A 20,355-nucleotide genomic window follows, 5' to 3' on the forward strand; every position below is an offset into this window, starting at 1 on the left:
TCTGTTTCTCTCTTCTCTGGAATACATAGACACCCTCCTAGACTATTTGTCCAAGATTTTGTCCGCATCCCCAATCTAGGATTTTGTGACATTTCATCGAGGGGGTACTTGATTATTTAAACTACCTTATACAATCTTATACAATTTTTCATACATTAATATACATATAACACCTTGATTTCAAGTAAATAGCTGCAAACGTATTCACCAAATTTCTTAAAATTAAATTCAAAAAAGGTGTTGACATTTAATCCAGAACCCACTAAGATGTATTTAATACATAAAAGCGTTGAAGGAGAGAAACGCATCCGAGCATATTTATAGAGAGTCAGGAAGGGTGGAAACTGACAATAGCTGGATGTGATATATACACTCCCAAGCAGATTCGCCAAAAGATATAGCAAGTAGGTGAATTCGGAGGCCCGCCGTTAAAAGGGATAGGACTGTCAGGTCCGATTAAGTGATGACTTTATGTCATAATATGGGTGGTACCGCGTGAGAATATTCTCTCGTCCCTGTGAATCTTATTTGATTCCAGTGATGAGAGTTTTTTTTATACAAAAAATTAAGGAGGGAACAAAATGAAAAAAAGCAATTTATTCAAAATTATCTCAGTTATTATCAGTATGGTTATTCTATCAGGGTGCGCAGCTACAGGAGGAACCGGTGGAGATGCTGAAGAAGCAAAGTTTGTAATAGGTATCAATCAACTGGCGGAACATCCAGCCCTTGATGCAGCAAGAGAAGGATTTGTAGAAGCCTTGGAAGAAGCTGGCGTCGATGTAGAAATCAAATACCAAAATGCACAAGGTGACATACCTACATCCCTTGCAATTGCACAAGGATTTGTCAAGGACGAAGTCGATATTATATACGCAATAGCGACACCAGCGGCACAAAGTTCCAAGCAGGCTACAAGTGACATACCTGTTCTTTTCAGTGCAGTAACTGACCCTGTTGCTTCTGAACTTGTAGAATCAATGGAAAGCCCTGGGGCAAATGTTACAGGAGCAAGTGATGCAACACCAATGAAGGAGCAGCTGTCAATGTTCAAACAGCTTGACCCATCATTTGAGAAAATAGGTATACTTTTCAATACATCAGAAAGCAATTCTGAGATTCAGGTTGCCAGAGCCAAAGAGTTTGCACAGGAACTAGGCCTTGAAATAGTGGCTGTTGGAATTTCAAATATCAATGATATTCCCCAAGCAATGGATTCAATGATAGACGATATAGATGGATTCTACGCAATAACAGACAATATGGTCGCATCTGCAATAGCAATTGTTGCAGACAAGTTAAACTCAGCGAGTATTCCATCAGTTGGTGCTGAAGGATCTCTTGTTGAAGGTGGACTTCTTGTATCCAATGGAATCAGCTACTTTGAGCTTGGCAAGCAGGCTGGCGAAATGGCTAGAAAGATTCTGGTAGATGGTATATCCCCAGCAGAAATACCTGCTGAGCAGGCTAAGGAAACCACTGCAGTATTTAATCAGCAAACACTTGAGCTACTTGGCTTAAACTCAGATCACGAAGTATTCCAGGGAGCAGAAGCTGTAGGAGAATAGCATAGACATAGGAGGCCAACATGAACTCACTAATTATTACTTCCCTTGAGCAAGGACTTATATTCGCAGTCCTTGCCATGGGAGTCACCATAACATACAAAATATTGGACATTGCGGACCTTTCCGTAGAAGGGACCTTTCCACTGGGAGCATTTGTATTTGCAAAATTTGCAATGGAAGGATTTTCCCCCATTGCATCTTCACTTTTTGCATTTGGATATGGATCCATAGCAGGACTTGTGACGGCATTGCTGTTTGTAAAGCTCAAAATACGGCCTCTTCTTGCAGGTATTCTGACCATGACCATGTTGTACTCCTTCAACCTACGGTTGAACGGGAAAGCCAATATCCCACTCTTTAGTTATGATTCTCTGTTTTCGGATATTTCGGCACTTGTTCTTATGGTGGCTGTAGTAATTGGAATTAAGCTTCTTATGGACGCATTCCTGAAAACAGAAATTGGTTATCTTCTTATTGCCACAGGTGACAACGAGGCCTTGGTCCGTTCACTTGGAGAAAACAGCAACAAGTACAAAATCATCGGGTTGATGCTGGCAAATGGACTGGTTGCCTTAAGCGGTTCTTTAATGGCACAATATCAGGGTTTTGTGGATATCACAATGGGTGCTTCCATAATAGTTGTAGCCCTGGCATCCATTATAATCGGAGAAACTGTCAGTAAGAGTTCCTCATTTCTGTCGATTACAACCAGGGCAATAATTGGAGCAGTATCCTACAAGCTTATTGGTGGAATTGCAATAGATCTTGGAATGAGTCCTACAGACCTGAGAGCAATAAGTGCAATAATTGTAATTGTCTTTATAAGCTACAACAATTTTTCAAGTCCATTTATAAAATCAATAAAAAAGCAAGGAGGTAAGGCCCGTGTTAAAAGTAAAAAACCTTTGGAAGAGCTTTAATTCAGATACTGATTTCCAGATTGATGTGTTCGAAGATTTTAATCTGGAAATTGAAAAAAATACATGTACCGCAATAATCGGGCCAAACGGATGTGGAAAAAGCACACTGTTGAATCTGGTAAGTGGAAGTCTGCCCGTAGACAAAGGTAAAATCATTCTCAACAATGAGGACATAACCTCCCTTCCCGAGGAAAAAAGAGCTTTAAAGCTTGGTCGTGTACATCAGAGTCCGTCGATGGGAGTATCACCGAGTCTTACCATTCTTGAAAATTTATCATTGGCAAATAAAAAAGGAGAGACTTTCTCCTTAAGAGGATTGGTCAAGAAGAAAAATCTGGAGATGTTTATCCAAATGCTACGGGATCTTGACCTTGGTCTTGAAGACAAGCTTCACACCCAGGTTAAATACCTTTCAGGTGGACAAAGACAAAGCCTGTCCCTTATTATGGCCGCGATGAAACATCCTGACCTGCTGCTTCTTGATGAGCATACGGCAGCGTTGGATCCCAAGACTTCCCATGTTGTTATGGAAAAGACACGCGAGCTCCTCCAAAAACACCATATAACTACCATGATGGTTTCACATCATATGGGAGACGCACTAAAGTACTCACAAAGGATTATCATGCTGGACAAGGGAAAGATTATTCTGGATAAGCCAAGTGTCGATGTTTCTGAAAATGAACTTCTGGACATTTACAAGGCAAAGCTTGCTGAAAGGATTATCGCCTAACTGTTTTGGGTATTATCCCATTTACTGAATACAAGGAGATGATCGATTTGGCAAAAACGAAGCTTGATGCTACTATTACCGGAAATATGGGATGGGAAATGGATATTAACGGGCACCGATTTGTTACAGATGCAGCAGTTGAAGCTGGAGGAAATGATAAGGGTCCAAGGCCAAAAGCAATGCTCTTGGCAGGATTAATAGGATGTACCGGAGTCGATGTGAAAATGATTCTGGATAAAATGAAGGTTGAGCTTGAAGATATGAAAATATCTGCAGAAGCTGATGCAGCTGAAGAGCATCCAAAAGTTTACACAAATATACACCTTACATTTACATTTAAAGGAAAAGACCTCCCCATGGATAAATTGGAAAAAGCCGTAAAACTCTCCCAGGAAAAATACTGTGGAGTTACTGCCATGTTACAGAAAGCAGCTCCTGTAACATATGATATAGTGGTTGAAGAATAATTTACATGAAAATACTCTTCTGATTAAATCAGAAGAGTATTTTTGTATTCTTTTTGTCTTCTCATGGCTTCACCCATACCCAATTCCTTTGTCCACCTTAAGAAAATCCAGGTACTTATACTGGCCTCGTTATATATGGATCTATTCTCCTCAAATGCTTCCCCTTCAAGAATCACAAGCCCTTCCTTCCTGTCCTTCAGCCAGTATGAAAGTGCTTCCTGATCCTCCTGGATCATCTTTTCTTTCATAACAATAACCGGCTCTACTCCGTGCTTTCTTATCATCCTAAGAACTTCTCCCTTGTAAATCCAGTCATCCTCATCCTTTGGAAAATCCATTTCCATAAGGATAATCTTAAGTCCAATTCCTGCAAATTCCTCCAGAAGAGACTCATTCTCAAGTATTGTTTCCCAGTTACCTACGGATATATATGTTCTTTCCAGGTTTTTTTCCTTTAAGATTTCCAGGAAGGATTTCAATCTTTTAGGGTCATCCCAAAGGTCGCAGTCTTTGAAATAAACAGACGAGCCCACAATGGATTCCACATCTTTTGCTACGTCCCCCAAAGGTCTCAATGGATTGTTTGTCTTCCCGACAAGGCTTTTTTCATCAAATTCCAATCTGTACTGACTTGTTATCTCCACAGTCCCGCCGTACTGAAGGAAATAATATCGATCCTGGTACTTGCTGAAAATCCCCCTGTCTGCTTCTTTTAAGGGCTCCTCGATAGTTTCCTTCACAACTGTTGAAACATTTCTATGTATCTCCTGAAAACTTCTCTCGGTTATTATCCCAATCAATGTCTCATCTAAACCTTCAACAGGATTTTTTCTGAAAAGTAAATCTACATAAGGGGATTTGTCTCCTTCTGATAATTCACCAGCCAATGCCACATAGGCACCGGGAATTATGTCCTTGACCATTGACGCCTGTTCATGAACAAGCTCCTCCTGACCCTCTTCTCCCCAGAAAACAACAAGAGATGGCTCTATTTCGAGAAGCTGTTTCTTAAATGATCCTCTTTCAAGCGCCATATCAAGAAATGTAATCCCTACCTTAGCTTGCATGGAATCCTGCAACTGATTTGCAAGATATGCAAGTTCAAGTGGCTCCTGCAACCTTACAGGTGAAAGCATTTTTCTCTTTCTGCTTATTCCTGGTCTTATAAACAGTAAATTCATTAAGCTCAACTCCCTTTTCATCATCTCTTTTCTCTATTATACAGGATTTTTATAAAGTTTTTTGTTTTTTTGTGAAAAATTATCCTTCTTGACTTCGAACACTTGTTCTGTTATTATTAAATCACAGAACAAGGTAAGAGGTGTTTTCCATGTCAGATAAAATTATTTTCCATATAGATGTAAATTCAGCATATCTTTCCTGGGAGTCTGCCTACAGGCTTCAACACGGCTCCCAGACTGACCTTAGGGATATTCCCTCCATCGTCGGCGGCGACCAGGAAAAGAGGCACGGAATAGTCCTTGCCAAGTCAATCCCTGCAAAAAAATTTGGGATAATAACAGGAGAAACCATTCATTCAGCCAGGGAAAAATGTCCCGGTTTGATTATGGTTCCTCCCAACTACTACAGGTATATTTTGGCAAGTGATGCAATGGTCAGTCTTCTTCAGGATTACTCTCCTCTGATTCAACGTTACTCAATAGATGAGGTTTTCCTGGATTATTCAAATATGGACAGACCCTTTATGGATACGGCAAAAGAAATGTCCCACAGAATTAAAAACGAGCTTGGTTTTACTGTAAACATAGGCATCGGTCCCAATAAGCTTCTTGCAAAGATGGCCTCTGATTTTTCCAAGCCAGATAAAATTCATACTCTTTTTCATCACCAGATGGAAAATAAGATGTGGAATCTTCCTGTTCAGGATCTTTTTATGGTGGGCTCGAGAACTGCCAGAAAGTTAAACGGAAGAGGCATATTTACAATAGGTCATCTGGCATCCCTAGACAGGGATTACATACATTCCTGGCTGAAAAAGCCCGGGCTCCTTATATGGGAATATGCCAATGGGATTGAAAATTCAGAAGTCAGAAGCGGAGGTACGCCCATAAAATCAGTGGGTAATTCGACGACCCTTCCCTTTGATGTGGATACATCCGAGGAGGCTCACAAGGTTCTTCTTGCCATATCTGAAATGATAGGCATGAGGGCCAGGGATCTTAATATGTGCGGATGGGTGATTTCGGTGTCCATCAAAAACCATCTTTTCTATTCCTGCTCGCATCAGAAGAAGCTTTCATTGCCAACGGATTCCACATCCACAATCTATAAATATGCGGCTCTTCTGTTTGACCAGCTTTGGGATGGAGAGCCTTTAAGGCACCTTTCAATAAGCCTTTCACAGCTTGAGTCCAGCGAGTTTTTTCAGCTTTCCATGCTGGAGCCATTTGACAAAAGAAACAGAAGCCTGGACAAAACAATCGACTCACTCAGGTCCAAGTTCGGTCAAAATTCAATATACCGGTCCTGCTTTCTTCACTCGGGGATCGACCCTGTAATAGGTGGAGTTGTCATGGAAGAGAGCTATCCCATGATGTCCAGTTACCTTTAGGAGGCATTTGCCATGAAAGTACTAATGAAACCAATAGAAATGATTGCCTGGTTCAATGGCGAGAAGTTTCCTGTACCCTTAAGGTTCAGGCTTCAGGCTGAGGACGGGTCAAATCTTGTGATTAAGATAGACAGGATTCTCTTTCAAGAGGAGGAAAAGCTGGCGGGAAACAGGATGGTTGTTTATAGATGTGAGGGTGTTGTTCAGAATCTTGAGAAGGTTTTTGAGCTTAAGTATGAGATTCTTACGTGCAAATGGTTTTTGTTTAAAATGTAAAAATGTATAATGATAAAGCTGACTTTGCAAAGCCCTTAGGTGTTTAGATGATTTTTTGTCTTTTACTCGGAAAGTCTATTCTCACAAGCCCTTAGGTGTTTGCACACAGTTCTAGATTCAATTCCGATTAAAATCTCACGCTCGTTTTCTCCGTTGATTCCTATGCCGCTACGCTTGGAGGAATCAATGCACTCCGAAATCCTCGCTGGATTTTATAGTCGTTCTTTCATATGAACTGCTTAGCAAAGCACCTTTCGGGCCACCATTAATTAACCATGATCCAATCTTTAAACAACTACAAGCCTAAGACTCACAATTAAAAAAGGAAAGTCATGATGAGAGAGTACCCCCTCGATGAAATATCACAAAATCAAAGATTTTGGGTATTTCTATCGCCGGGCACAAGCGAACCTATATATGGAAAGATCAGCAAGATTTTTCGCTCGAAGTGAGAAAATCATTCCGGTTTGCGTGATTTCCACTACAGCTAATGGTCAAACTACAGATAAAGAACTTGGTCGTGTAATTAACCAGCTGTAAGCTTAATCGATAGCAAACCAATTTTCGAAACGAGTGCGATAAATCTCTGATCTTGAATCCGAGAGCGGTTCATCATACTTTCCTTTTAAAAAACAGCATTCTGATTTCCTAAATTGTGAATTTCTTCTACTCCAAGCTTTCCAAAATCTCCATATACAACTCCTCCGTATCCTCTTCATCCCTAAAGTTCAAGAGGAACAATCTTTCCCCTGTCATAATGTAAATAAAAGGTGGAGCGTTTTTCTGAACAAACATGGTGGAGAGCTCATCTCCCTCAATTCTGAAGGTTCCTCTCAAAGTATTCCCAACACTTAGCCCATTTACCTGATCTATGATTTCCGGCATCCCTTCCTGAAGACTTACATCCTCAATATCCTCCAGGGCAATGTTTCTCTTGTACAATCCACTTACCTGAATTATTTCACCTTGTATCTCAACTTCCGGATCCAAAACCACTACAAGTAGAATTCCAGCAACAAGCACGGTTATTCCAAAGATAACTGATATCAAGGTAATAACCCATGATCTTTCCTTTTTACCATTTCTTTTGTGTCCGATTTTGTATGCAAGAAATCCCAGTAAAGCAGCTACAATTATAGCAGGAATAAAAATCATGATTCCTCACCTCCAAAAGTCAGGAACTCCTCTGTTCTGTAAAATTCTATTCTCTCCTCAATAGGTGGATGTGTACTGTACCAGAACTTATATAGCTCTGAGGGACGTGGAAGTCCCAGACTCTTCTCGTACAGCTTTGTCATGGCGGTCACTGCTGCTTCCCTGTCCTGCGAAAGGGATATCTGATACAGATCCGCCTCTTTTTCGAAACGTCTGGAAACTCCATTAGTCACAGGGTTTCCAAGAAACAGGAAGAGATTCAACAGAAAAATCAATAAAGGTATGGATGCGTAGTTATGAATATTCCTAAATCCAAAAGCGCCTCCCGAGCTCTTTAGAATCCAGTTTGCTGAGATATTTATCAAATACAGCACCAGAAATATTCCTGCTGACCCTGCAAAAATACCCTTCCATATGTGTCCTTTTATATAATGTCCCATTTCATGGGCAGCAATGCTTAAAACTTCTTCTTCCTGGAGGTTGTTCAAGGTTGTATCCCAGAATACAATTCTTTCTCCTGAAAAAATTCCTGTCATATATGCATTCATGGTGTTTGTATCCCTACTTTTATCGACAACATAAATCTCTGCATCCCCTATTCCTCCCCTTTCAAGTAGAACTTCCATATCCTCTCTCAGCTGACCGTCAGGCAATGGTGAATAGTTGTTGAATATGGGGTCAATAATAAGGGGAGAAACAAAGATAAGAAAAATTGCTACAGGAACTGCGAGCATGCCCATTGGAAGCCACCATCCATCAGGTCTCCACTGTATAATCATATAAGGTATCCATATTAACAATGCCAGTACTCCGTCGTTGATAAGAAATCCCTTAAGACTCAGCTCAAGCCACCTCAACAAAGTCTGGTCGGTAAGTCCATACTTGTGCCTTAAAACAAAGGAGCTGTAAAAGCTAAAGGGAAGATTTATTAGATACATTACACCAAATATTGCAAGGCCTACTATAATTCCAGACATGATCATCCCAAATCTCTCACCTGCAAAAACACTTATCCTCTGTGCAAAACCTGTAAAAAGAAGAAGCAAAGGAAGAATAAAACCGAAGGGGAGTCTTATTGCCCAAAGCCTTAAAGCATCATTTCTCAAGTTTAATGCATCCTCAGAAAGCTCCGGATATTCATTCCGCAGCTGCTCCATATTTCTATTTTCTGCCCTGATAACCAAGACTACAAATACGGCTAGCAATATTAAAAACAGAATCATCAGTGCAACCAGTCTTCTGCTCATAAAAACACCCCTGACTATGGTTCTTCTCTCCTTTATTGTACCATAATCAGGGGTGTTTCTCTATTTATTTAAACAATATCTATTTTCTTGTCCAGCATATAAGCTGTGGCGAAAAAAGCTCCGACTATAAGCAGAATCTGGAACAGCAGTCCCGGAATGGAAACTACTCCCTGGATGGATAGGGTTCCTCCAAGCTGTGAATCTATACCCATGATATAAGCTTCCCTCTGACCGATAATTCCCATGGTTGAAAGGTCAAGATACATAGGCATCAGTTTTGCAATAAGTTCCTGAATATAGGTAACTACACTGGCAAGGAAAATGAACAGTATAAACCATAGGCTTCCTATCTTTTTGCTCTTTATACTTACCCTGCTTACAGTTATTGCAAAGTAAACCAAAAGCAATGTTACGGCACTTTCCATAAGAGATGTTATTATTGATCCTGTAAGAAGGAATCCAAAGTTGTCAACCTGCCTGATAATACTCCAGATGTCCTCGAAAAGATTGTATCCAATCAGCATCTGTGCAAGTACAAGATTATATAGAATAATCACAAGTCCCATCACAGTACCCCAGAACAAAGCCACTAGTAATTTCGAACCAAGAAGCTGACCACCGCTTAATGGCAATGAAAATGTCAGATATCCCCTGTCTTCGTAAAGCTCTCTTCTGTAGGATGATATCAAATATACCATTGCTCCTATCAACGACCCTATAAGAATAAATACAAGCGCCAGCAAAAGGAATGCTACAATGTCTGGATTACCTTGCATGCCTCCCATAAGCGTATTGCCTGCCTCTCTCCTGATAAATAACTGTATCCCCGTGGAGGCACCCAGAGCCAGTATTATTGCTCCAATAAGAAACTTCATGGTTCCTTTCATTTCGTATTTTACATATTTAAACATTCTTATTCCCCCTAGCCGAATATCTCCTTATACAGATCATCTATCTGCATGTTTTTTTCTTCCCTTAAATCTTCTGCATCTCCTGAAAGTATTATTTCTCCATCTCCCAGAAATACTACCTTGTCAAAAATATTCTCCATGTCCCTTACCAAATGAGTGGTTATGATCATTGCACTGTCCTCGGCATAATTCTCAATGATTGCATCCAATATCTGGTCTCTTGCAACAGGATCCACACCTGCAATTGGCTCATCCAGGATATATATCTTTGCCTTTCTCGAAAGTACAAGAGCCAGATTGAGTTTCTCCTTCATACCCTTTGACATATTGCTTACCTTCATTTCCTTATCCAATTTCATAAACTGAAGAAGTTCCTCTGATTTCTTCTCATCAAAATCCTCGTAAAAATCCTTGTACATCCCGAGTGCATCCTTTGCCGTCATCCAGCTGTAAAGTGCATTTCTATCCGGTAGATATGATATGACAGATTTTGAATAAACCCCTGGACTATGCCCGTCAATTTTAATTTCTCCGGAATTCGGATGAAGCAGTCCTGTCAGAAGCTTAATCAAGGTTGTCTTTCCGCTTCCATTTGGTCCAAGAATACCAACGACCTTTCCCATCTCTACATCCAGATCGATATTTTTAAGAGCTTCTGTTCTGTTATATCTCTTTGTAAGTCCTCGTATCTCAACAATATTCTCCATTATTTCCCCTCCAATGATATCTTCCTGATAATATCCGGTATCTCATCTTTCGTATAACCCAAACGTACCATGTCCTCCATAAAGGAAAGTACTTTTTCTCTTGCCATTGCGTCCTTTAAACCTTCCAGTACTGATATATCTTCTGTTACGAATGTACCCATCCCTCTTTGGGTAAATACAATATTCTGTCTCTCTAGTTCAGCGTAGCTTCTCTGAATTGTATTGGGATTTACCTTCAACTCCGTAGCCAGATCCCGAACTGACGGAAGCTTTTCTCCTGATTTTAAAATTCCAGTGACTATCCTTGACTTTATAATTTCTACAATCTGCATATAAATCGGATGTCCACTATCAAAATTCATGCCTTCACCTCCCAGCAAAAATTAACAACCCTGGTGTATTACTTACATAGTACACTAGGGTTGTAGCACTGTCAACTCTTTTTTATTATTTTTTTAAATCTTTACCATTTGATCTCTACTCCACCCATAATTGCGGCTCCCTTTACAATAAGTACAGGAGCTAAGGGATCATCAACTACGCCTGTTCTATTGGAGTAACCTCCCAATATGGGTGTTCCTCTCATTTCAACCTTCCAGGTTCTAGGTACTGTAATATCAATACCTCCGGCTATTGCTGTTGCTTCAATCTCACAGTGGTCTCCCGCCATCTTGGCACCACTGAGGTCAATTTCAATTCCTCCCATAATGGCAGTCAATCTTGCTCCCTTGAAGTTCTGTGAGCTGTTTATTGTATCCAAGCCAGACATCAAGACAGTACGGTCCATAAAATCTTCACTGGTTTCTGCCCAGTTGCCTTTTTCACTTGCCTTACTGGATTCAGTGTATTCTGAATCACTATGATATTCGTGGTATTCCCTTCTCCCACCTTTTGTTATAAGCAGATTCAAACCTACAAAAATCAAGATTACAGGGAATATATACCTGAACACATCACCATCAAGCATATCCAACCTATTAAGCTGGAATATTACCCCGATTGCAATTACAATAATATTGCCAAATGAGGATGAATTTCTGTCCAGCAATCCTAATAAACCTGCCAATATAAGTATACTTGGCCAGTAGGTACTAACCAGTTCACCGAAGGAAACCATTCCAAACTGATCCATCAGGAAACCTGCACCAACAACAATCAATATTATACCTAGTAAATATCTACCTTTCATTTGCACACTCTCCTCACTTGCTCATATTTCTACTTTTATCCGCACAGTTTTTCATGGCTTCCATAACCGCAGATCTGAAGCCTTCTTTTTCCAGTGTAGTTACAGCCTCAATAGTAGTTCCTCCCGGCGAACATACCTTATCCTTAAGTTCTCCAGGATGAATTCCTGTTTCCAAGACCATTTTTGCCGAACCCAAAACTGCCTGAGCTGCAAATGTATATGCTTGTTTTCTCTGGATTCCCTGAAGTACGGCAGCATCAGCCATAGCTTCAATCAGCATATATACATATGCCGGCGAAGACCCAGCCACTGCAGTAACACCATCCATCAGAGCTTCATCTACAATTTCTGCTCTGCCAAATGTTCTGAATATCTCCAGAATCTCAGCGGTTTGTTCTTTGTTGAACTCCTGGTCAAATGCTACTGCCGTCATCCCTTCACCTACCATTGCAGGGGTATTTGGAATAGCTTTGGCATACTTTGTCTCTTCAGGAAGGTTTCTTTTAAGAAAATCAAGGGTTATTCCTGCTCCCACAGTAATAACAACTGCTCCATTCTTGATATCACCCTTTATTTCCTGAATTACCTCCATATGCTTGTGAGGCTTGACTGACAATATTAAATAATCTGAAAGACCTGCAACTTCTTTATTGTCACTGTACACTTTTATTCCATAATCCTCTGATACTTTTTTTCTGGTGTTTTCAGTTTTTGCAGATGCTATTACATTTTCATTTGCTACAATGCCGGATTTCAACAATCCATTTATCATAGCCTGTCCCATATTACCCGATCCAATAAATCCGATAGTTTTGTCCATTAAAGCATCCCTCCTGATAACAATATAACACATTTACACGCAAAAAAAAAGAAGCCTTTCAGCTTCCTTATGTTCTTCTTACAAATGATGTTTTACACTTTGGACATTTGATATCTACCCTGCCTTTTTTTCTGGGAACTCTTAGTTTCTGTCCACAGTTTGGGCATTTGAAATACTTGAAGTCCTTGGAGTTCTTTGCCTTGTTCTTAAATCTTAAAACCTTGTTCTTAATAGGTTGGAAGGATTTCATAAACCTCTGGTTTTCGCTATATCTCTTATTGATATCTCTGGAAAAAATTCTGAAATAACCAAGTCCAAGCACCACCAACCCTGCCGTATTCAAAATCGTATAGCTTGTAAGAATACTTGCCAATATGAGTGTTACACTTATTACAACCATAAAATTGGAAAGCTGGTCAACACCATATCTTCCCCTCATAAATTTCTGCAGCCAATTCTTCATAATCCCTCTCCTTCAAAATCTTGTCAGGAAAGATTATACCATATGCTTGCAGAAATACATAGTGGATATCACTCAGAAAGCCATCTCATTGCATAGTAAGCGTAATAGGCAGCTCCTCTATAAAACATTCTCTCATCAAAATCAGTCTTTGGATGGTGGTGTGAATATTCATATCCATCAGCTGAATTTCCCATGGACATAATGGACATAAATGATGGTACCTTTTCACTGATAAATGAAAAATCCTCTGAACCGCTTAGCATTCCATCATCCATATATCCATCAAGTGGCAATACATCATCTTCTCCAAATATTTCCTTGGCAAAGTCAATTCCCTTCTGTCTCATTTCCGGATCATTTATAACAGATGGGCACTGAATTGTATATTCAACTTCCGCCTCCCCTCTGAAGGTTGAAGCAACCCCCTTGCTTATTTGAACCAATCTCTCCTTGAGAAATTCCCTTGTGTTTGGATCCATCGTCCTGATAACTCCGATAATCTTGGCCTTGTCGGGAACAACATTTCCCGCTTCTCCTCCGGACATGTGCCCGATGACACAAAGAGCTTTTTCACCTGGTTTTATCTCACGACTAATCATTTCCTGAAGTGCGATATGTGTGTGGGCGGCGATATTCAACGGATCCACCGCAGTATGTGGCATGGCTCCATGCCCACCTTTTCCCTGTATGTTTATGTGGAACTCATCAGGTGCCATTGATGCTGCACCTTCCTTTGGTACCAGTACCTTGCCCGGTTCAATATTCATACCTGAAAATACGTGAATCATCATGGCAGCATGAACCTGAGGGTTTTCAAGAATACCTTCCTTAACCATTGCTTTTGCTCCTGAAAGAACTTCCTCTCCTGGTTGAAACATTAACTTTACATTTCCCGGTAGTTCATTTTCCATGGATTTAAGTATTTCAGCAGCCCCCAACAACAGACTGGTATGGATATCATGACCACAGGCATGCATTGCTTTACCTTGTGCTGAAAAGGCAAGCCCTGTCTCCTCTTCTATGGGGAGTGCATCCATATCTCCTCTTAGGAGGATTGTTCGACCTTTTGCTGGGTCGCCTATATTTGCTACAAGACCGCCACCTATTTTTTCAGACTCTATTCCAAGCTCAGCTAGCTTATCCTGAACAAACTGAACCGTCTTTGGGAGCTCCATAAAAAGTTCGGGATTTTTGTGTAGATGCCTTCTGTTTTGGACCAACTTCTCCTGTAACTCCTCTGCCATTTTCAAAATCTTAACTGAATTTGTCATAAATGCATCTCCCTTTACTATTGTCTTATTGTTCCTCTTCCCTTGCCATTTTTCTTTGATTCATACAAAGCCATATCAGCTCTTTTCAATGCATCCTCAAAACTTATGTCGTCTTCCCTGAAATATGTTGCACCTATTGATGTTGTTATTCCTACTTCTTTATTTTCCACTAAGACCTCTGTTTTTTCAACTGCTGCAAGCACCTTTGACATAAAGGTTTCAAGAGCAGTAGGACCTATTCCATCAACCAGTATTACAAACTCCTCTCCACCCCACCTATATACGGTATCGCTATCTCGGATGGATGCCTTGATGCTTTTAACTACTTCGTACAAGACTTTGTCTCCAACATCGTGTCCGTAGGTATCGTTAATATGTTTGAAATCATCAAGGTCCATTAGAAACAAGGCACATTCGCATCCATTGTTGCTGAATTTCTGGAATTTTTCCTTAAGCCTCTTCATTCCAGCCCTTCTGCTTTTTGCATCGGTCAATTCATCCGTTGCAAGTTCCTCTTTCAGCTCCATGTTTGACATTCTGAAATATCTCTCTTCAAGAATAAGAAACATCCCCATTCCAACTAATAAAACTAAAAATCCTGACCCTAATAATATTCCTACGGAGGCAGCTATTTCATCCTCACTTGCATTCTTGGCACTTTCGTAATATGCATCTATAGTGTCATAGTATACACCCATGGCCAGAATCCAATTGTAGTCTTCATACAATCTTGCATAGCTTATTTTTTCACCAATCTCGTCATCATCCAGTTTCTTGAAGTTATACGTATAGAAAACTTCTCCATCCATCCTTATTCCTTCAAGCTCTTCCAGGTATGGTAAATTTCCTGCAATATCCTCCATATCAGTTGATATGGACATTCCTTCCGTATCCTTTAGATTTGGATGAATCAACCTGATACCGTAATCATCCCCACCATCATAGTCAATCACTTCATTGACCCACATATAAGCATCCTGGAAATATATCTCCCTGTAAATCTTCTCTCTTAGCTCTTCTTCGATCTGTTTCTTAACAGTATCCCTAAGTATCAGCAAAGAAATTTTGTATGGACCGTATTGAAACTCCTGGCTATATTCAACTGTTTCATCTTCAAGGAGCACACCCGAAAATGCCAATCCAGTTGGGCTTGAAAATATAACCGTTCCAGCTTCATCCTCAATAACAATATCCAACAATTCACTGTTTTCAGGCAGGGAAAGATATTTTATGATAGCATTGAGCTCAAGGTCAGGGTATGCTTCAAAGTATCCCATGATATGTGTAATCTTGTTTTCAAGAAGTCTTTCCTGTCTATTTCTGATTTTTTCTACAGCACTTATTGTATTGGTAACTGTATCCTTTAAAAAATCCTTTTTGATATGGATGATCTCATTTCTAGTGTACTCAGCATAGGTTTCACCCAAACTGTATATTCTCCCGATGAAAATTCCTGACACAATCACTGCAAAAATAATAAAAAGGGTAACACCAAATCCCAGGTACCGTTTCCTTACCTGGTCAAGCTCCCTATATCTGTCTAAAATTCGCTTTAACATAGCTAGTCTCCCATGGTTGAATTATGTTTACAATTATATCAAATTCTACAGCGCTTTGCACCTGTAAAGTTAATTTGTTTACTAAAAATGAAAACCCCGGAAAACCGGGGTATTATTCTAGCTATATACTTCAAAGAGCTTTTGAAAGGCATCGAAAGATCTTTTTATCATTTCCGGATCTACACAATAGGAAATTCTAACATACCCCGGGCAACCAAAATCATCCGCCGGTACAATGAGAAGGTTCAGCTTCTTTGCCTCTTCTGCAAATCTTCTTGAATTCTCCTCAAGGGATTTCACGAAAAGGTAAAATGCCCCATCTGGCTTTACGCATTCATATCCCATCTCGGTCAGCCCTTCGTAAAGAAGCTTCCTGTTTGCATCATAAAGATTCACATCCGAAGTTTTTCCAATACACTTTAAAACTACCTTCTGAAACATGCTTGGAGCACATACAAATCCAAGAGATCGTCCTGCTCCACTTACTGCAGTATATACTTCTCTGGAATTTACAACACTATCAGGTACCATTATATAGCCAATTCTTTCTCCGGGAAGAGAAAGCGACTTGCTGTATGAGTAGCAGACAATTGTATTCCCGTAATAATCTGGAATATACTGAATCTCCAACCCATCATATACAATCTCCCTGTAAGGCTCATCTGAAATAAGATAAACTGGATTTCCATATTCCTCTGACTTATCTTCCAACAATTCTGCCAAATCCCTCAAAGTTTTTTCTGAATAAACAGCTCCGGATGGATTGTTGGGAGTGTTTATAATAATTGCCTTTGTTTTTGAGCTTATAGCTTCTTTTAACAGATCCATATCAATCTGGAATGTATCAGTATCCGCTGGAACTACCACGACCTTGGCGCCCGCATTTCTTATAAAGACCTTATATTCAGGAAAATATGGTGCGATTATAACGACTTCATCCTCTGAATCTGCGACAAGAGCCTTTAGGGTAATTGTAAGGGAGGCTGCGGCGCCACATGTCATGTAAAAATTATCCGCCCCAAGATTACTTTTATATGTATTGTTCATATATTCAGCAATTCCCTTTCTTACCTGCAAGTCTCCTTGTGCTGAAGTATATCCATGAATTTCTTGTGATTTTGATGTTTGGAGCAACTCAATTATTGAATCCTTTACACATTCTGGTGCTGGAACAGTGGGGTTTCCAATACTGAAATCAAATACATTCTCTCTTCCAACTATCTCTGCTTGTTTTTTCCCATATTCAAATAGTTCCCTGATTGCTGATTTCTTGGAACCTAGTTCATACATGTCTTTTGATATCATCACCTTTTCCTCCTCTTTGTGGGCTTCTATCTTAATTATATCAGGTAAACGTTTGCCTTTCCATTTTAATTTAGAAAATATCAATCCCAGGCCTCTTTTAATATATAAAGGCTCCGAAGAAATCGGAGCCTTTAATTTTATCTACTTATCAAGCTGTATATTCATCTTTTCCTTTAAAACTGCCTGTGCCGCTGCAAGTCTTGCAATTGGAACCCTAAATGGTGAACATGATACATAATCCAAACCGATTCTGTGGCAGAACTCAACTGAACTCGGTTCTCCTCCATGCTCTCCACATATTCCAAGCTTGATATCTGCTCTGGTTTTTCTTCCAAGCTCAACGGCCATCTCCATCATCTTGCCAATTCCTCTTTGATCCAGAACTTCAAAGGGACTCTTGTCAAATATACCCTTTTCAATGTAATCGTTAAGGAATTTACCTGAGTCATCTCTTGAGTATCCAAATCCCATCTGTGTAAGGTCATTGGTTCCAAAGCTGAAAAACTCGGCTTCTAAAGCAATCTCATCAGCTGTGATGGCAGCTCTTGGAACCTCAATCATTGTTCCTATAAGGTACTTTATACTGTCATTTCTCTCGGCAAATACTGCCTCTATTTCCTCAAGAACCTGTTTCTTGACATATGCAAGTTCTATAACATCACTAATCAAAGGAATCATAATCTCCGGTATTATCTCTACTCCATCTTTAACCTTGTAATCAAGAGCAGCTTCGATTATGGCTCTAGTCTGCATCTTTGCAATTTCAGGATAAGTTACTGCAAGCCTGCATCCCCTGTGCCCAAGCATTGGATTGACCTCTGCAAGATCATCGATTGTATCCTTAAGCTTTTCATAGGATACTTCCATAGACTTGGCAAGTGATTCTATATCTTCTTTTTTACTTGGTAAAAACTCGTGAAGTGGTGGATCCAACAGTCTAATTGTAACTGGTCTGGATTCCATCACCTGATATATCTCATAGAAATCCTTTCTTTGCAATGGAAGAAGTACATCCAGCGCCTTTTGCCTCTGGCTCTCTGTATTTGATACGATCATTCGTCTAACCGCAGGAATCCTTTCTTCATCAAAGAACATATGCTCCGTTCTGCATAGTCCTATACCCTCAGCTCCAAATTTGACAGCTGCTGCTGCATCCCTTGGAGTGTCTGCATTTGTTCTTACCTTCATTCTTCTTGTCTCGTCAGCCCATGACATGAATTCACCAAACTGACCTGAAAGCTCAGGCTGAACTTTTCCAATTTCTCCAACATAGACCGTACCTGTTGTACCATCAAGTGACAAGTAATCTCCTTCGTGCAGAGTCAAATCTCCGGCCTTGATTACTTTTGCTTCTTCGTCCACTCTTATTTCGCTGCATCCTGCAACACAGCACTTACCCATGCCTCGAGCAACAACTGCAGCGTGAGATGTCATTCCACCTCTTGCAGTAAGAATACCTTCAGCGTTTACCATGCCTTCTATATCCTCAGGTGAGGTTTCCTGCCTTACAAGAAGTGCCTTCTCGCCTCTTGCCTTTGCTTCAACTACATCCTTGGCATGGAAGTAGACCTTTCCAAATGCAGCTCCCGGAGAAGCCGGCAATCCTTTTGCCAGAACCGTTGCTTCTGCCAGTGATTTTACATCAAATGTCGGATGTAGAAGCTGATTAATCTGATTTGGTTCAATTCTAAGCATCGCTTCGTCCTTTGAAATCTTACCTTCCTTCACAAGATCAACTGCTATATTTATAGCTGCATGAGCTGTTCTTTTTCCAGTTCTTGTCTGGAGCATAAACAGTTTTCCCTTTTCTATTGTAAACTCAATATCCTGCATATCCTTGTAATGACTTTCAAGGGTTTCATTTACCTTTCTAAACTCTTCATATACTTCTGGCATGATCTCTTCAAGCTCAGATATGGACTTTGGAGTTCTTATTCCGGCAACAACGTCTTCTCCCTGGGCATTCATAAGGAACTCTCCATATATCTTGTTTTCTCCATTGGCTGGATTCCTTGTAAATGCAACTCCTGTTCCTGAAGTGTCTCCCATATTTCCATATACCATGGACTGAACGTTTACAGCAGTTCCAAGGCTTGATGGGATATCATGAAGTCTTCTGTATATAACTGCCCTTGGATTATTCCATGATGAGAATACAGCTTCTATTGCCAGTCTAAGCTGGTCAACTGGGTCCTGTGGGAAAGGCTGTCCCTTTTCTTCTTCATATATTCCCTTAAACTTTTCCACAAGCAGTTTCAAGTCATCTGCATCAAGTTCAGTATCAAGCTCAACTCCATTTTTATGCTTCAATTCCTCCATTGCCGCATCAAATCTTCTCTTGGGAATACCCATTGCAATATCAGAAAACATCTGGATAAATCTCCTGTAGCTGTCGTATGCAAATCTTTCATTTTCAGTGGAATTGACAAGCCCAATAACCGACTTATCGTTAAGACCAAGGTTAAGAATTGTATCCATCATTCCAGGCATTGAGAAAACAGCTCCAGACCTAACAGAAACCAAAAGCGGATTCTCCTCATCTGAGAATCTTTTTCCAAGCTTCTCTTCTACATCCGCGAGATGACTGTGAATCTCTTCTATAAGCTCCGGCCAAAGCTTTTCACCCTCCTCGTAAAACCTTGTGCAGGTTTCTGTGGTTATGGTGAATCCCGGAGGCACCGGAAGCCCTATATTTGTCATCTCCGCAAGATTTGAACCCTTTCCGCCCAAGAGCGACTTCATTTCCTTTGAACCCTCATTAAAACCATACACATACTTGTGTCCCATGTCATTCCCCCCTTGATTTATTAAGACAATCTAAATACAGCGTTTGTAGACTCCTTACAGCTCTCATACCAATATGGACAATTATAGCACAGGAATATATAGTATGTCACATATATTTTAATGTATAGCACATATATCCTGCATTTTAAAATACTTACCCATAAACGAGTAAAATTAAGCCAGATTATACCATTTAACGTGATAATTAGTATATGCAATTTTGTTAATTATTTGACACACTTTCGGGCATATGTTTAGGACTTTTGTCCCTAACTTGATTTTATCTCCATTTCAAGCCGTTTTGCATTTAAATATTGCATTGAAATATCTGTCAATAACTTTTGAAAATGTCAGTAAAAACTAGTCTAATTATCTTTTGAAAATGTCAGTAGATAATTAAGTGGT

At 40.0% G+C, this 20,355-nt stretch carries 19 protein-coding genes and 1 other annotated feature; of the genes, 6 read left to right on the forward strand and 13 right to left on the reverse strand.

The annotated features are described in order from the left end of the window. Positions 1-280: 280 nt before the first annotated feature. Positions 281-520, forward strand: a binding site (T-box leader). A gap of 61 nt (positions 521-581) precedes the next feature. The 4 genes from ACOEN1_RS11620 to ACOEN1_RS11635 are packed head-to-tail and all read left to right on the forward strand — an operon-like array spanning position 582 to position 3,688. Beyond that, positions 582-1,568, forward strand: a complete 987-nt coding sequence (locus ACOEN1_RS11620) for an ABC transporter substrate-binding protein (RefSeq protein WP_422487077.1) — start codon at positions 582-584, stop codon at positions 1,566-1,568. 20 nt (positions 1,569-1,588) lie between these two features. After that, positions 1,589-2,488: an ABC transporter permease gene (locus ACOEN1_RS11625; protein ID WP_422487078.1), complete on the forward strand. Its 900-nt coding sequence runs from the start codon at positions 1,589-1,591 to the stop codon at positions 2,486-2,488. Beyond that, positions 2,454-3,221 (forward strand): ABC transporter ATP-binding protein, encoded by a 768-nt coding sequence (locus ACOEN1_RS11630; RefSeq protein ID WP_422487079.1) that lies wholly within the window; start codon positions 2,454-2,456, stop codon positions 3,219-3,221. The genes ACOEN1_RS11625 and ACOEN1_RS11630 overlap by 35 nt, the downstream gene beginning before the upstream one ends. 47 nt (positions 3,222-3,268) lie before the next feature. Beyond that, positions 3,269-3,688 (forward strand): OsmC family protein, encoded by a 420-nt coding sequence (locus ACOEN1_RS11635; protein ID WP_422487080.1) that lies wholly within the window; start codon positions 3,269-3,271, stop codon positions 3,686-3,688. Positions 3,689-3,711: 23 nt separating this feature from the next. Here ACOEN1_RS11635 and ACOEN1_RS11640 read toward each other — a convergent pair whose 3' ends face one another. Continuing rightward, positions 3,712-4,869, reverse strand: a complete 1,158-nt coding sequence (locus ACOEN1_RS11640; protein ID WP_422487081.1) for a hypothetical protein — start codon at positions 4,867-4,869, stop codon at positions 3,712-3,714. Between the two features lie 149 nt (positions 4,870-5,018). Between ACOEN1_RS11640 and ACOEN1_RS11645 the strand changes: the two genes are divergently transcribed. Together ACOEN1_RS11645 and ACOEN1_RS11650 are read left to right on the forward strand one after the other, a co-directional pair. Next, positions 5,019-6,260, forward strand: coding sequence for a DNA polymerase Y family protein (locus ACOEN1_RS11645; RefSeq protein WP_422487082.1), 1,242 nt, complete (start codon positions 5,019-5,021; stop codon positions 6,258-6,260). 12 nt (positions 6,261-6,272) lie between these two features. Further along, positions 6,273-6,536: a hypothetical protein gene (locus ACOEN1_RS11650; protein ID WP_422487083.1), complete on the forward strand. Its 264-nt coding sequence runs from the start codon at positions 6,273-6,275 to the stop codon at positions 6,534-6,536. A 666-nt stretch (positions 6,537-7,202) separates the two neighbouring features. Here the strand turns inward: ACOEN1_RS11650 and ACOEN1_RS11655 are convergent. From ACOEN1_RS11655 to ppdK, 12 genes are all read right to left on the reverse strand, one after another. Beyond that, positions 7,203-7,691 carry a hypothetical protein gene (locus ACOEN1_RS11655; protein WP_422487084.1) on the reverse strand — a complete coding sequence of 163 codons (489 nt, stop codon included), beginning with the start codon at positions 7,689-7,691 and terminating at the stop codon, positions 7,203-7,205. Beyond that, positions 7,688-8,938, reverse strand: coding sequence for a M48 family metallopeptidase (locus ACOEN1_RS11660; protein ID WP_422487085.1), 1,251 nt, complete (start codon positions 8,936-8,938; stop codon positions 7,688-7,690). The genes ACOEN1_RS11655 and ACOEN1_RS11660 overlap by 4 nt, the downstream gene beginning before the upstream one ends. Positions 8,939-9,006: 68 nt before the next feature. Further along, entirely contained in the window at positions 9,007-9,849 is an 843-nt protein-coding gene (locus tag ACOEN1_RS11665) for a hypothetical protein (RefSeq protein WP_422487086.1), read from the reverse strand. 11 nt (positions 9,850-9,860) lie between these two features. Further along, positions 9,861-10,556: an ABC transporter ATP-binding protein gene (locus ACOEN1_RS11670; protein ID WP_422487087.1), complete on the reverse strand. Its 696-nt coding sequence runs from the start codon at positions 10,554-10,556 to the stop codon at positions 9,861-9,863. Further along, positions 10,556-10,918: a GntR family transcriptional regulator gene (locus ACOEN1_RS11675; RefSeq protein ID WP_422487088.1), complete on the reverse strand. Its 363-nt coding sequence runs from the start codon at positions 10,916-10,918 to the stop codon at positions 10,556-10,558. The genes ACOEN1_RS11670 and ACOEN1_RS11675 overlap by 1 nt, the downstream gene beginning before the upstream one ends. Before the next feature lie 101 nt (positions 10,919-11,019). Further along, positions 11,020-11,745 carry a LiaF transmembrane domain-containing protein gene (locus ACOEN1_RS11680; RefSeq protein WP_422487089.1) on the reverse strand — a complete coding sequence of 242 codons (726 nt, stop codon included), beginning with the start codon at positions 11,743-11,745 and terminating at the stop codon, positions 11,020-11,022. Positions 11,746-11,758: 13 nt separating this feature from the next. Beyond that, positions 11,759-12,565 carry a pyrroline-5-carboxylate reductase gene (gene proC, locus ACOEN1_RS11685; protein ID WP_422487090.1) on the reverse strand — a complete coding sequence of 269 codons (807 nt, stop codon included), beginning with the start codon at positions 12,563-12,565 and terminating at the stop codon, positions 11,759-11,761. Between the two features lie 67 nt (positions 12,566-12,632). After that, positions 12,633-13,028: a hypothetical protein gene (locus ACOEN1_RS11690; protein WP_422487091.1), complete on the reverse strand. Its 396-nt coding sequence runs from the start codon at positions 13,026-13,028 to the stop codon at positions 12,633-12,635. Positions 13,029-13,096: 68 nt separating this feature from the next. Then, entirely contained in the window at positions 13,097-14,299 is a 1,203-nt protein-coding gene (locus tag ACOEN1_RS11695; protein WP_422487092.1) for a M20 metallopeptidase family protein, read from the reverse strand. Positions 14,300-14,316: 17 nt separating this feature from the next. Further along, the gene (locus ACOEN1_RS11700) at positions 14,317-15,858 is read right to left on the reverse strand and encodes a diguanylate cyclase (protein WP_422487093.1); all 1,542 of its coding nucleotides are present in this window, start codon (positions 15,856-15,858) and stop codon (positions 14,317-14,319) included. A 117-nt stretch (positions 15,859-15,975) separates the two neighbouring features. Then, positions 15,976-17,163, reverse strand: a complete 1,188-nt coding sequence (locus ACOEN1_RS11705; protein WP_422487094.1) for a pyridoxal phosphate-dependent aminotransferase — start codon at positions 17,161-17,163, stop codon at positions 15,976-15,978. A 141-nt stretch (positions 17,164-17,304) separates the two neighbouring features. Beyond that, positions 17,305-19,950, reverse strand: coding sequence for a pyruvate, phosphate dikinase (gene ppdK, locus ACOEN1_RS11710; protein WP_422487095.1), 2,646 nt, complete (start codon positions 19,948-19,950; stop codon positions 17,305-17,307). Between the last annotated feature and the right edge of the window lie 405 nt (positions 19,951-20,355).

Origin of the sequence: Gudongella sp. DL1XJH-153 (assembly GCF_049310905.1) — a bacterium.
Taxonomy (GTDB): domain Bacteria; phylum Bacillota; class Clostridia; order Tissierellales; family Tissierellaceae; genus Gudongella.